General features: G+C 42.0%; 13 protein-coding genes. 10 read left to right on the forward strand and 3 right to left on the reverse strand.

All coding sequences use genetic code 11. From position 1 onward, the window contains the following. Positions 1–421 precede the first annotated feature (421 nt). The 5 genes from AC3EBE_RS13250 to AC3EBE_RS13270 all read left to right on the forward strand — a co-directional run bounded on the left by AC3EBE_RS13250 (position 422) and on the right by AC3EBE_RS13270 (position 4998). Positions 422–949 (forward strand): RNA polymerase sigma factor, encoded by a 528-nt coding sequence (locus AC3EBE_RS13250; RefSeq protein WP_488595513.1) that lies wholly within the window; start codon positions 422–424, stop codon positions 947–949. Continuing rightward, the gene (locus AC3EBE_RS13255) at positions 933–1553 is read left to right on the forward strand and encodes a hypothetical protein (protein ID WP_488595514.1); all 621 of its coding nucleotides are present in this window, start codon (positions 933–935) and stop codon (positions 1551–1553) included. Before AC3EBE_RS13250 ends, AC3EBE_RS13255 begins: the two co-directional genes overlap by 17 nt. A gap of 176 nt (positions 1554–1729) precedes the next feature. Continuing rightward, positions 1730–3022: an ABC transporter substrate-binding protein gene (locus AC3EBE_RS13260; protein ID WP_488595515.1), complete on the forward strand. Its 1293-nt coding sequence runs from the start codon at positions 1730–1732 to the stop codon at positions 3020–3022. A 114-nt stretch (positions 3023–3136) separates the two neighbouring features. Further along, complete coding sequence (locus tag AC3EBE_RS13265; RefSeq protein ID WP_488595516.1) at positions 3137–4132, forward strand: carbohydrate ABC transporter permease; 996 nt, start codon at positions 3137–3139, stop codon at positions 4130–4132. Then, positions 4129–4998: a carbohydrate ABC transporter permease gene (locus tag AC3EBE_RS13270; RefSeq protein WP_488595517.1), complete on the forward strand. Its 870-nt coding sequence runs from the start codon at positions 4129–4131 to the stop codon at positions 4996–4998. Before AC3EBE_RS13265 ends, AC3EBE_RS13270 begins: the two co-directional genes overlap by 4 nt. 402 nt (positions 4999–5400) lie before the next feature. Here AC3EBE_RS13270 and AC3EBE_RS13275 read toward each other — a convergent pair whose 3' ends face one another. Together AC3EBE_RS13275 and AC3EBE_RS13280 are read right to left on the reverse strand one after the other, a co-directional pair. Then, positions 5401–5637 carry a hypothetical protein gene (locus tag AC3EBE_RS13275; protein ID WP_488595518.1) on the reverse strand — a complete coding sequence of 79 codons (237 nt, stop codon included), beginning with the start codon at positions 5635–5637 and terminating at the stop codon, positions 5401–5403. A 286-nt stretch (positions 5638–5923) separates the two neighbouring features. Then, positions 5924–6370, reverse strand: a complete 447-nt coding sequence (locus AC3EBE_RS13280; protein ID WP_488595519.1) for a YkvA family protein — start codon at positions 6368–6370, stop codon at positions 5924–5926. A 316-nt stretch (positions 6371–6686) separates the two neighbouring features. On the opposite strand from AC3EBE_RS13280, the gene treP reads away from it, so the two are divergent. From treP to AC3EBE_RS13305, 5 genes are all read left to right on the forward strand, one after another. Next, positions 6687–8102, forward strand: a complete 1416-nt coding sequence (gene treP / locus AC3EBE_RS13285; protein WP_488595520.1) for a PTS system trehalose-specific EIIBC component — start codon at positions 6687–6689, stop codon at positions 8100–8102. A 39-nt stretch (positions 8103–8141) separates the two neighbouring features. After that, positions 8142–9827, forward strand: coding sequence for an alpha,alpha-phosphotrehalase (treC, locus tag AC3EBE_RS13290; protein ID WP_488595521.1), 1686 nt, complete (start codon positions 8142–8144; stop codon positions 9825–9827). A 368-nt stretch (positions 9828–10195) separates the two neighbouring features. After that, positions 10196–10606: a YugN family protein gene (locus AC3EBE_RS13295; RefSeq protein WP_488595522.1), complete on the forward strand. Its 411-nt coding sequence runs from the start codon at positions 10196–10198 to the stop codon at positions 10604–10606. A gap of 115 nt (positions 10607–10721) precedes the next feature. Beyond that, a complete protein-coding gene (locus tag AC3EBE_RS13300) occupies positions 10722–11930 on the forward strand; it encodes an alanyl-tRNA editing protein (protein ID WP_488595523.1) in 1209 nt (402 codons plus the stop codon). Between the two features lie 196 nt (positions 11931–12126). Further along, positions 12127–12339, forward strand: coding sequence for a hypothetical protein (locus tag AC3EBE_RS13305; protein WP_488595524.1), 213 nt, complete (start codon positions 12127–12129; stop codon positions 12337–12339). 76 nt (positions 12340–12415) lie between these two features. Here the strand turns inward: AC3EBE_RS13305 and AC3EBE_RS13310 are convergent, their stop codons facing one another. Further along, entirely contained in the window at positions 12416–13288 is an 873-nt protein-coding gene (locus AC3EBE_RS13310) for a metal-dependent hydrolase (protein WP_488595525.1), read from the reverse strand. Positions 13289–13311 lie beyond the last annotated feature (23 nt).

Consider the following 13311-nt stretch of genomic DNA (forward strand, 5'->3'; position numbering starts at 1 on the left):
AGAATCTAGCCAGATGATGGCTGAATATCTAACCAGGCAAAGAAGCTTAAATAGCTTCTCTTCTTAAAGGTGCCTAAAAACAAAACCAAACGGGTACTGTAGTGAGGAACTTGACCGTTTCGTTCATATCAGGAGGCTCACCGCACGCCCCGAGGAAAGCAAAGCGCCTGGAACGGAAATCAACTGCGTTTTATTGCAATGCCTTCTTTAAAAAAACATTTAGAAGGAGATTTCAAAAGCATAAAGAATAGCAACAAAGCATTAGAAAAGAGCCTAAATAAAAGAAGAATAAGTTAGTCATTATGGATGATGGAAAAAGAAAATATTCCTGTTATTTTAAAATAAAGTAAAAAAATTCAGAAAATACTGTTTCCTTTTTCGCGCTCGTTCGTCTAACTGTTTGCAAAAAGGGGGGAGAAATTTGAGCGATCAGTACAGTCTGCTTTTTCAACAGGTCTATGAGGAGTACAGTGACAAAGTGTATGGCTATCTCTTATTGCTGACAGGAAAAAAGGAAGTTGCCGAGGATCTGACCCAGGAAACCTTTTTAAAGGTGTACAAGCACTTTGACGAATTCAATGGGGATTCACAAATGTTTACATGGCTCGTAAAAATCGCAAGAAATGGAGCGATTGACTACCTGAGAAGAGTGAACAGGCTCCGCTTCTTTTCACTGGACAAGTATCCGATTCAGTCGAGTCAGCCATCACCTATTGAAATCATCGTAAAAGGAGAAAAAACTTCTCTTCTGTACAAGGCTATTAAATCATTGAAACTAAGCTATCAGGAAGTACTGATTCTAAGGAAAATCAAAGAGTTTTCAATAAGAGAAACAGCTGTCATCCTGGGCTGGAGTGAAAGCAAAGTAAAAATCACCACTTCAAGGGCAATGGCGGCGTTAAAAAAAGAGTTAAAGAGAAGAGGCGAATTAATTGAAGAGATCATTTGAGCTTGAAGACAGCTTCAGGAGTCTTAACCATATACCAAGGTCTCAGACACAGAAAAAGAAAACTTTTAATCTTATAATCCAGCAAAGCAAACCAAATCCTAGCTATCGAAACATCATCAGCAACTGGGCAGGACTAATATTGACGCTTGGAATGCTGATTGTCTGTTCAGGATTCCTATATATCCAAATTGCTTCGCCGCTTAAGAGCCATCACTCTTCGATTAAGCCTGCGGATCATTTTTCGGCGGGAGAAGTGGAAAGGACCTATCTAGGCAGGGCGAGTTCGAATTACTATTACAGCTTGAAAACTTCTAACCTGACAATGCCTGGTATTCTGAGCATGGATGATAAACGCTGGCTGAAAACGATTAATAAAGCATTGGTTAACATGGAACAGACTGATATTAAGCCGGCAGGCAATGCAGCGTATGATTTGTTGGTAATTTCAGATGGAAGAGAACCTGCTCAACTAAAACTTTGGGTTACTGAAGATAATATTTTTATTAAGCAGTTCAATAGCAAAGAAGTTTACAGACTGCCAGCATTGCAGGCTAAGGAAATAAAAGAGACATTAATAGGTATTCAACAGCAGGTTCAATTCTAGAACCTGTATTTTTTTTTGCCTGCGTTTGCTAAAGAATGATACCGAAGCGCCTGGAACGCAAATCAACAGCCTAGGTCTATAAAACTATTTTTTTAAGAAATGTTTAACGCTGAATTTTACAGGGTATTAGTTAGCTTGTATTAATTATTTCAACTTGAATATACAGGGGGAGAATCATGAAAAGGGGTCTGGCATTAATTCTTGTATCATTTTTACTAATCGGTCTTTTGGCTGGCTGTTCGGGTGAGAAAAAAGCAGAAGCCGAAAAGACGAAGGATGGAAAGGTAGTCGTCAATTTCTGGAGTTTCTGGGGTTCAGAAACTCGCAGGCCGATCATCGAAAAAATCATCGATGACTATAATAATTCCCAGGATAAGGTTTTCGTTAAGCATACATTCCTTCCTTGGGGAGACATTTGGACGAAGAACCTTGCTTCAGTAGCAGCAGGAAATCCTGCGGACGTCATCATCAATGATATCAATACTGTGGCACAGCGTGCAGAAAACAAGCAGGTAGAGGATTTAAGCAAGTATGTGGATGATTCTTACAAAGAGCAATTCTATCCGCATCTTTGGGAAACAGTCGAGTATAAAGGGAAGCCATATGCGGTTCCGTTCAATACGGATACACGCCTCCTTTTCTATAACAAAAAGGCCTTCAAGGAAGCAGGTCTTGATCCAAACAAGCCTCCGAAAACATGGGCAGAACTTGAAGAGTACGCAAAAAAATTGGATGTAAAAAAAGGCGATCGATATGAAAGAATCGGTTTTTATCCTTTATGGGGAAGTACAGGAGCATCCAGCTGGATGACAAATGCTGATAACGGCAAAGGTTTCATCGATGATGGAAAGCTGGCGATCAATACACCTAAAAAAGCAGAAGCGTTAGAGTGGATTCTTGGCTGGAAGGAACGCTTAGGTGAAAATACAGTACAGGCCTTCCAGGCTGAGTTTGGCAGTGAACAGGCAAACCCATTCATCGCAGAAAAGGTGGCAATGTGGGTAGATGTTGGTACGTTCTATACACAATTAAGAGATTATGGCCAGGATGTCGATTTTGGTGTCGCACCGATTCCTGCATATGAGGAAGGGGCAGGCAACTGGTCAGAAGGCGGCGGTTTCGTAGCTGAAATCCCTAAAGGTGCCAAGCATCCTAAGGAAGCAATGGACTTCATCAAATATCTGACAGGTGTCGATGCACAGAAGTACTGGGCAATTAAGAACTATGACAATGTCGCCAATAAAGAAGCGGCCGAAGCTACAGTTGATGAGCTTAAGGGCGAGGAAAAAACTGTTTATGAGGCTACTGTTAAAAACCTTGAACAAACAAAAATGTTCCCTGTACCAGTTGAATATCCAGATTATCACAGTCGGATCAATCCGCAGATCGACAATGCATTATTAGGGAAGATCTCACCTGAAAAAGCGTTGAAGAAGGCGGAAGCTGACGTAGAAAAAATGAAGAAATAGTGGCTTTTCAGGGTTGATATGAAAAAGAGAAGGGGCGCCCTTCTCTTTTTCATAGGGATTTTAGTTTTCGAAATACTCTGTTTTTAAATATACATTAAGGGGGTTTAGGAAGGTATGAAGTCTTCTGATACTACATTGTCACATCGAGAAGCTGGGACTAAAGTACTTTACGATACGAAGGGCAAAGCTGCTGCTTCCAAAAGGAAGGGGCTCAGCAGGAAGGCCAAGGATAATCTGGCAGGATATTTGTTTATCTCTCCATGGATCATCGGTTTTATCGGTTTGACATTAGGGCCTTTATTATTCAGCCTTGCTGCCAGCTTTACAGATTATAATATTACGTCAAAAATGAACTTTATCGGATTTGAAAACTTTAAACGCATGTTTACGATGGACGATTTATTCCGCACTTCTCTCTATAATACCCTTTACTATGTAATCTTTTCTGTTCCATTGACGACTGCGGGAGCCATTTTATTGGGTGTCCTTTTAAATCAAAAGGTAAAAGGGATGAAGATATTCCGCACAATCTATTATCTTCCTGCGATTTTATCGGGGGTGGCTGTCTATTTCCTTTGGATGCAGCTGTTAAGTCCGTCAACAGGACTTGTCAATACGATGCTCGGCTGGGTTGGCATCGAGGGACCTGCGTGGCTTTTCGATCCTGAATGGACGAAGCCGGCGCTGCTTTTAATGAAAATGTGGAGTGTAGGCGGAGGAATGCTCTTATACCTTGCAAGCCTGCAGGGAGTCTCCCCGCAAATGTATGAAGCGGCTGATATCGAGGGAGCAACATCATGGCAGAAATTTTTCCACATCACCCTGCCGATGATTTCACCGATTATCTTTTTTGATGTAATCACCAGTACGATTGGATCATTCCAGATTTTCCAGGAAGCCTATGTCATGACAGAGAATGGCAGCGGAGGACCTGGGAACTCTCTCTTATTCTATAACCTTCATATGTGGAACAATGCATTCGAAGTCTTTAATATGGGTTATGCATCTGCAATGGCATGGCTGTTATTCATTATCGTGATGATTTTGACTGTAGTAAATATGAAACTCGGCAAGCGCTGGGTACATTATGAAGGAGGCGATGGGAAATGAGTGCGGCAACAGCACCTAAGTTTTACGAAACAAAGAAATTCAAAGAAAAAGTAAAGCTTACATTCGTTACGCTTTTGCTTGTAGCAGGGAGCACGCTGATCCTGATGCCTTTATGGTGGATGATATCAACATCCCTGAAATCACCTGCAGAAATTGCTCAGTATCCGCCGACCTTCATACCGAAGGAATTCAATTTCAGCAATTATATTGAAGCATGGCAGACTGCACCATTTACAAGATGGGCATTAAACACCTTGTTCATTGCGGTCATTGGTACTGTTGGAAGTGTATTAGTAAACTCGCTTGTAGCTTATGCTTTTGCCAAGATCAGATTTAAAGGAAGGAATACGCTTTTCGTCATTGTCCTTTCAACAATGCTTATACCTGGATTTGTGACGATGGTACCACAGTACATTCTTTTTTCCAAGCTGGGATGGGTGAATACGTATTTGCCATTGATCGTTCCGGCGTTCCTGGGAAGTGCTTTCTTTATCTTCCTGCTGCGCCAGTTTATGATGGGGATCCCGAATGAATTGATTGAGGCTGCCGTACTTGATGGTGCGGGTCATTTACAGATTTGGTGGCATGTCATGCTTCCTTTGACCAAGCCTGCACTTATTACAGTAGCCATTTTTTCATTCAATGGTGCGTGGAATGACTTGCTTGGACCATTACTTTATATTAATGATGAAAGCATGTATACATTGCAAATCGGATTGCAGACCTTCAAAGGCACTGTTCAGACTCAGTGGCATTATTTGATGGCCATGTCGGTGACTGTTCTGCTGCCAGTTGTGCTTCTGTTTTTCTTTTTCCAGAGATATTTTATCGAAGGTTCGAACCTCGCATCTGGCACAAAAGGATAATGAAAAAAGGATGCGGACATATGGGATATCCATATTGTTCTGCATCCTTTTTTAGTTATTTGCTCTTTTAAACAGGGCTGTTGATTTTCGTTCCAGGCGCTTCGCTTTCCGCTGAAGAATTATGAAAAAGCCCAACTGCCGGCTATTTTCATGAGCGAATTCTTCTTGGGGCTGGCGCTGAGCCTCCTTGTCGCTTTGCTCCTGAGGGGTAAAATGAACCTTCTTTCGGTTCATTTCTACCTAGGTCTCACCTGTCCAGCTGCGCCCGCAGGACTTTGAATGGCCTTCCTCGAGTCTGCCCACGCACGATGGAAATGCGATAGCATTTTCGGAGGAGTCTACGCGCCTTCCACTACAATCAACAGGGTTCTAAAAATCAACTCTCAGCTATATCAGAGTCAATTAATTATAAACAGGGCAATTTGAAGACCAATAGCCTGAGACACAGACTCGGTAACCATCATAGTAAGCATAGCTCGTGCATCTCCAGCAAGTGTTTCCATCCGGATTGACAGTACCGCTTAATTGTGCGGCTTCAGTTTTGTCCGGTTTTGAGCTGACAGCTTGATGAGAAGCGGCTATTACTGATCCAGAAAACATTAGCAGCAGGATAAAGGTTATTGCCATTAGTCTTTTCATTTTCCTTCCCCCTTATTGTTTTCTTTCTGTGAAACTGCCTTCTTCCTTTCTAGCCATGTCAATGTTAATTGGTTATGTTATGCGATCAGCAGGAGAACACAGCCTCTGAAAAACCTTGTAAAAAATTTACTATTACTTTAACGTACTGAATAATACCAGGTTTTAGAATAGGACAAATTCTTCATTCCGTGCTTGATAGTTTTAGGACTTCAGAGTCGTCTAGTATTTTCCCAATGCTTTAAAAGTAAAAACCATTAAAAAAAACGCCCTTATTCCCCGGGCGCTTCTACTCTATCAGCTGTTCAGCTGCAGCATCATCATTCATTATGGCTTTTTCGGTGTCATTTGCTTCCTTCCATAGCTTGAATTTTTCCAAATCGGCAGTAACCTGCTTCAGAACGAAACCGATAACTGCGGCATCATCGATAATTCCAAGGCCAATAAGAAAATCAGGCATCAGATCGATTGGAGAAACAAAATAAATGATTGCGGCAATGATGGTTATGATTGAACCTGTCGGAATTTTCTTGTATTCACCTTTTCTCCAGGAGCCGACTAAATCAAACAGCAGGTGAAGATTATCCCAAACCTCCGAAAGGGATCCTTTCCGCTCATCCGCTTTTTTGGTTGCGTCCTTCAGAAGAGCATCCGTTTTTTCTGGGCGTTTTACATATTCTTTTGCTTTGCCTTCAAACTTTTTATAACCTTCTTCAATTTTCTTGGTTATTTGCATAGTAACACCCTTCCGTACTGTATGAAGCAGTTAGTTTATTCTATTATTTTTACCCTTAACTTGACTTTCTCAAAACATATCCTACAGGCTCAATAATTTCCATAACTGATTGGACGGTCGTGTCCTGGATTCCCATCGGAAAATAAGGGGAGATAAACTGTTTTAAAAAGCCAATTAAGGGAATTTTATATGATGATTTAAATATATTGACGAATCTTGTATATACAAGTAAAATGAAAACGTAAACAACATGTATATACAAGTGTTTGGTTTTTTTTATGATAGTATTTGAAAACGGTATCAGGAGGAGAAAGCTATGGATCGTAAAGCAGTTGAACAGATCGTAGAAGCTGTCGGCGGCAAGGAAAATATCGCAGCAGCTACACATTGCGTTACTAGGCTGCGCTTTGCTTTGAAGGATGAAGGTAAGGTGGATAAGGAGAAGCTGGAGAATAATGATTTAGTGAAAGGTTCATTCTCGGCAAATGGCCAATACCAGGTTGTAATCGGCCAGGGGCTTGTTGACAAAGTCTATAATGAGATGGTTGATATCACCGGGATTGGTACAGCAAGCAAACAAGAAATTAAAGATGCTGCAGCCCAGAACTTGAATCCGCTGCAACGCGCGATCAAAACACTTGCGGATATCTTCATTCCAATTTTGCCGGCAATCGTGACAGCTGGTTTGCTGATGGGAATCAATAACATCCTCACAGGGAAGGATATCTTTTTTGAGGGGAAAGCACTCATTGATGTCTATACGAACTGGGCTGACTTCGCAAGCATCATTAACTTGATTGCAAATACTGCGTTTGTATTCCTGCCTGGATTGATTGGCTGGAGTGCTGTTAATAAGTTTGGCGGTAATCCACTATTGGGTATTGTCCTTGGCTTAATGCTTGTACACCCTGATTTGCTGAATGCCTGGGGCTATGGTGCAGCACAGCAGGAAGGGAATATTCCTGCGTGGAATCTATTTGGTTTGACGATTGAAAAGGTTGGCTACCAGGGCCAGGTGCTGCCGGTATTGCTTGCGTCTTATGTATTGGCGAAAATAGAAGTTTTCCTGAAAAAACGTATTCCGGATTCTATTCAACTGCTTACAGTTGCTCCAATCGCATTATTAGTTACAGGATTCCTGGCTTTCATCGTAATCGGGCCAGTAACATTCATGATTGGTAATGCCATAACTGACGGCGTTGTTGGAATCTTCGATGCAGTCCCTGTGATTGGCGGTTTGCTATACGGAGGCTTATACGCTCCATTAGTTATTACAGGTATGCATCATACATTCCTGGCTGTTGATCTGCAGTTGATCGGAACAATCGGCGGCACATTCCTTTGGCCGATGCTTGCGCTATCGAATATTGCTCAAGGCTCTGCTGCATTTGCGATGATGTTTGCACATAAGGACAATGAAAAACTGAAGGGTCTATCATTAACATCGGCAATTTCAGCTTGGCTCGGTATCACTGAACCAGCAATGTTCGGGGTTAACCTTCGCTATAAATATCCGTTCATCGCTGCGATCATCGGTTCAGCGATCGGCGGTGTGATTCTTACTCTAAAAGGAGTCATGGCTACATCTATCGGAGTTGGCGGGCTGCCAGGGTTCTTATCGATTTATACTAAGTATTGGGGAACATTCTTCATTGGTATGGGGATTGCACTTGTCGTACCATTTGTTCTGACATTTATCTTCGCTAAAACTAGAAAGAATAAAGAAGCTTAATAACAGCATGAAAGAATCCTGATGGAGGTGATGGTCAGCATGACTGAGCCATGGTGGAAAAAATCCGTTGTATACCAAATCTACCCGAAGAGCTTTTATGACACGACTGGAAATGGAACGGGAGACCTTCCGGGAATAATTTCAAAACTTGATTATCTTAAGGAGCTCGGGGTAGATGTGATTTGGCTGACGCCTATCTATGATTCACCGCAGCGCGATAATGGATATGATATAAAAGACTATTACAAGATATATGAAGAATACGGAACGATGGAGGATTTTGAACGCCTTCTTAAAGAAGCGCATGATCGTGGAATCAAGCTGATTATGGATATCGTTGTGAACCACTCATCGACAGAGCATGAATGGTTCCAGGATGCGATGAAATCAAAAGACAGCCGTTATCGAGACTTTTACATCTGGAAGGATCCTAAAGACGATGGAAGCGAGCCAACCAACTGGGAATCCAAGTTCGGCGGCAATGCGTGGGAATATAATGAAGCTACTGCCCAGTATTACCTTCATTTATTTGATGTCACCCAGGCTGACTTGAACTGGGAGAACGAAGAAATGCGCAGCGAAGTGTATGAGATGATGCACTATTGGTTCAAAAAAGGAGTCGACGGATTCAGGCTAGATGTAATCAATTTAATCTCAAAGGATCAGGATTACCCGGATGATGACGGTTCGGTCCCTCCTGGTGATGGGCGCAAATTTTATACGGACGGTCCTAAAATCCATCAGTATCTGCAGGAGATGAATCGGGAGGTATTCTCGAAGTACGACAGTATGACAGTCGGTGAGATGTCCTCGACAACGATTGAAAACTGTATTAAATATTCAAATCCAGACAGCAATGAGTTGAGCATGACGTTCAACTTCCATCATTTAAAAGTAGACTACGAGAATGGTGATAAATGGAGTCTTGCTGATTTTGATTTCCTAGCCTTAAAACGAATATTGTCTCTTTGGCAGGTGGAAATGCATAAAGGAGGCGGCTGGAATGCGCTGTTCTGGTGCAACCATGACCAGCCTCGAATTGTTTCGAGGTATGGAAATGATGAGAAGTACCATCAAGAATCGGCGAAAATGCTGGCAACTGCCATCCATATGATGCAAGGGACACCATATATTTACCAGGGTGAGGAAATCGGTATGACGAATCCTTACTTTGAAAAGATCGAGGATTACCGTGATGTAGAGTCACTGAATATGTATAACATCAAATTAGCTGATGGGATGCCAAAAAGCGAAATCCTGAAAATCCTCCAAAGCAAATCACGTGATAACTCGCGGACACCTGTCCAGTGGAATGCTGATGAGCATGCAGGTTTCACAAAAGGAACTCCATGGATCGGAACGGCAGGGAACTATAAAACCATCAATGTCGAAAACGCACTTGCTGAGAAGAAATCGGTTTTTTACCACTATAAAAAATTGATTCAGCTTAGAAAGCAATATGACATTATAACTTATGGTGACTACCAGCTGATCCTAGAAGAACACCCGGAACTTTTTGCATATATCAGAAACGGCAAGAATGAAAAACTGCTTGTCGTTAATAACTTCTATGCTAAAGAATCTGTATTCGAGCTTCCAGCTGAAGTGAAGCTTGACGGTTATAAGGCGGAAATCCTGCTATCCAATTATGAGGATTCCAGCAGTGAAGTCTCAAGCATTCACTTGCGGCCATACGAGTCAATTGTTTACCATTTAATTAAATAGAAGTACAAAAGGACAGAGGGGATACCTTCTGTCCTTCTTGTTTTTAAAATTATTTGTGTGAGGTCAAAACTGGATTGGAGAAATGACGTGAAAACCAGTTTGTTTTCCGGAAAAAGCGCTGCAAACGGACAGGTTTGGGGAGGATGGAAGGGAAGCAGTCCATTAGAGAGGCCTAAACGGGCAGGCTGGGGGAAGTCGTATGTCAAGCAGTCTAAACGCCTCTGAAAAGGACTTCAGCAAGCTCAAAGGTCAGAAGAATGAGTATATCTGAATTAATTACTTATTACCAGTATGCTCATTTATGTTTGATGCCCTTTTGGGAGTGGAAAAAACAAATATACCATTCCAAAAAGAAAAGAGGTCTTACGATGCTCAAAATAAACTCTAATATAGAAGGCAAAGAAGTAACGGTAGGAGAGCTAAAGGAAAAGCTGGAGCCGATTGGCTTTACGGTCAATGGCAACTGGGAGTATGACCATGCTTATTTTGATTACAAGATGAATGATGACCATGGAGATCAGCAATATGTCAGGATTCCATTCGAGACTACCGGTGGCCCGCTGGATGATAACAGTACCCTTGTTCAGATTGGGACACCCTTTTTACTAGATCACCAGTTCCAGACTGATGTTGATGAGGAAGGGAATATTGGGGCGCTGTCAGGCTCTTTTAACCAGTTTAAAGAGCCTGCCGACAAGGATGCCCCTTTCCCGGAGGAATATGTGGAACGAGGTAAATCCCTGGTCAGCAGGGCAGAGCAGGCATTAAACGAATTATAAAAAGATATAAGGCTTGGGACAGCTTTCGTTAACAAAGGAGGCTGTCTTTTCTTTTGACTGTTAAAAAAATGCTATACTTAAGCAATAGAATCTAATCGGAGCGTGAACTTGCAAAATGGAACAGAAATTGTATTATCAGGATGCATACCAAAAAAACTTTACCGCAGCAGTTCTAAAAGAAGGACGAGACGAAGAAGGCCGCTTGTACGCTGTCTTAAACCAGACGGCGTTTTACCCGACAGGAGGTGGGCAGCCGTTTGATACAGGTACATTAAATGGCATAGAGGTCACTGCCGTTGAGGAAGCAGATGGAGAAATCCGCCATTATATCTCAGCCTCAATTGGTGAGCAGGAGCAAGTGTCAGGTGCAGTCGACTGGGAGCGGCGTTTTGATTATATGCAGCAGCACGCTGGCCAGCATATTTTATCAGCATCGTTTGAAGAGTTATTTCAGTACAAAACAGTCAGCTTCCATCTAGGGAAAGAAACATTGACAATCGATATTGAAACAGAAGATCTTACGGAAGAAGAAGCAAACGCAGCTGAGGAACTCGCCAACAGAATCATCCTTGAAAATCGGCCGGTTATCACCAAATGGGTGGATTCAGAGGAAGCAGGGCAGTACACCCTTAGGAAGGCGCTTTCGGTTACTGATGATATCCGCCTTGTCATTATTCCGGACTTCGATTATAACGGCTGCGGCGGAACGCACCCTGACAGCACTGGCCAGGTAACAGCCTTGAAAATTTTGGGCTGGGAGCGGCAAAAGAAAAAAATTCGCGTAGAATTTGTTTGCGGCAAACGGGTATTGAAGCAGCTTGGACAGAAGAACTCTGTCATTCAGCAGCTCACCTCTTTATTGAACGCGCCAGAAGAAGGAATGGAAGCTGCAGTTCAGCGCCTTTTAGACGGAAGAAAGGACCTTGAAAAGGCATTGGAAGACTTTAAACAGCAGCTGATTGAGTTTGAAGCAGCAGAGCTAATTTCTGGGAGCCGTCCTATTGTGAGCAAAATATATCAAAATAGAAGCATTCAGGATCTGCAGAAGCTGGCAAGAGTGCTGGTAACAAATAAAGATGACGGGATCTTTCTTCTTTTAGGGGAAAACGAGGACAAGCTGCAATTTGTTTTTGCACGTGGCAAGAGTGCGCCTGGAGATATGAAAGAGCTATCAAAAAAGGCATTGTCATTAATCAACGGTAAAGGCGGCGGCAACGATTCACTATCCCAGGGTGGCGGAGAACAGCTTATGCCGGCAGCAGATTTCATGGAAAAAATCATCGATTATATCATTAATGAACAAAATGTGAACATGAAAAAGTAGATTTGGTCTAGTTCATTGGAAGTGATTTTAAGGATAAAAGACAAAAAGACATCTATAAATGACTGAAAATGAAATAAAAAAGGACTTTCATCCTAATTTTTACAGTTTAGATGGCACTTAATGAAACTTTTACCATTTAAAAAAAGGTTTAACTCCCTCATAATGGAATTCAACCAGAGAAATAGGGGGAATCAGAATGTTTGAATTGGAAAAAGGATCTGTAGAAGAAGCCATTATGGTCCTGCAAAATCTCGGTTTGAAAATCAACGAATATGAGAAAACAAATGCCATGATTCCAGTAGATAAATATAAAGAGTTATTGGAGTTCACGATTGCTGTCGCAAGGAAGACTGCCGAAATTACGGATACCATTGATGAGATGATGGATGATATAGAGTCAAAAATGTAAATAGCAAGAGCAGCCCAGGCCCGGGCTGCTCTATTTTGTTCTGTGAATGATTGATGTTCCTGCGATAGTATTCCAGCTATTTTTGTGTCTTGTCAATGTATTCAAATAAAAAGGATTGTCCGTTCCGGTAAAACCTTGGGTCATAGATGCCAAGCTTTTCATTATCATCGACAATGACAACAAAGGGAGACCATTCATAAAGGGTGCGTGCCTCCGGCCTGTCATTGAACAGACTGTTCAGATTGGCGTCCTCAGCGGATGTCAGTTCATATTCAAGCTTTTTTTCTGTTAACAGGCTATCCTGGAAAATAGTAACATCACTTTCATTTTTTGTGATGACTGTAAATGTCCAAGGAATAAAGCCTGCTGACAGGGCAATCTGGTCATAATCTTTTTCATATTGATTATAGAGAAGCCAACCCTGCGTACTTTGGACAATCAGGTGCAGGGCAATGAAAGCCCATGCGAATTTATAAAAAACTGGAGCTTTATCTTTATTCTTTCTGGAGGCAATAAATGCAGTTCCAATGATGACCCAAAAAACAAAATCGATGATTGGGATGGTTCCGAATGAAATCCTGATGCTTGAAAAAGGTTCGAGATAGCCTGTTCCCCAAGCATTGAACAAATCACTTGTATTGTGGATCACTACCGCCAGCCATCCCAGGAAAAACAGTTTGACATCCTTGACTTTAAATAGAAGGAAGGATAATAAAATAAATAACCCAGCCCATATGGGCGTAAGGAAAACGGAATGTGTTATCCCGCGATGCCACATCTGATAAAGGCCTTCGTTGTCCCAAAACCTCGAAATGACGTCTATGTCCGGAATTTGGCTGGCGCCGACCGCTGTCAGCAAATAAGCGCGCTTCCGGGATTTTTCCATGTTTTTTTTATCCACTGAGCCATATAGGGCTAACCCGAATAATGTATGTGTAATGGAATCCATGCTTTCCCCCTTGTTATCCATTC

The sequence above is a fragment of the Mesobacillus sp. genome (assembly GCF_057785455.1).

Coding starts and splice junctions, on each gene's coding strand:
- AC3EBE_RS13260 (WP_488595515.1), top strand. CDS start 1,730: ATGAAAAGGGGTCTGGCATTAATTCTTGTATCATTTTTACTAATCGGT.
- AC3EBE_RS13265 (WP_488595516.1), top strand. CDS start 3,137: ATGAAGTCTTCTGATACTACATTGTCACATCGAGAAGCTGGGACTAAA.
- AC3EBE_RS13270 (WP_488595517.1), top strand. CDS start 4,129: ATGAGTGCGGCAACAGCACCTAAGTTTTACGAAACAAAGAAATTCAAA.
- AC3EBE_RS13275 (WP_488595518.1), bottom strand. CDS start 5,637: ATGAAAAGACTAATGGCAATAACCTTTATCCTGCTGCTAATGTTTTCT.
- AC3EBE_RS13280 (WP_488595519.1), bottom strand. CDS start 6,370: ATGCAAATAACCAAGAAAATTGAAGAAGGTTATAAAAAGTTTGAAGGC.
- treP (WP_488595520.1), top strand. CDS start 6,687: ATGGATCGTAAAGCAGTTGAACAGATCGTAGAAGCTGTCGGCGGCAAG.
- treC (WP_488595521.1), top strand. CDS start 8,142: ATGACTGAGCCATGGTGGAAAAAATCCGTTGTATACCAAATCTACCCG.
- AC3EBE_RS13295 (WP_488595522.1), top strand. CDS start 10,196: ATGCTCAAAATAAACTCTAATATAGAAGGCAAAGAAGTAACGGTAGGA.
- AC3EBE_RS13300 (WP_488595523.1), top strand. CDS start 10,722: ATGGAACAGAAATTGTATTATCAGGATGCATACCAAAAAAACTTTACC.
- AC3EBE_RS13305 (WP_488595524.1), top strand. CDS start 12,127: ATGTTTGAATTGGAAAAAGGATCTGTAGAAGAAGCCATTATGGTCCTG.
- AC3EBE_RS13310 (WP_488595525.1), bottom strand. CDS start 13,288: ATGGATTCCATTACACATACATTATTCGGGTTAGCCCTATATGGCTCA.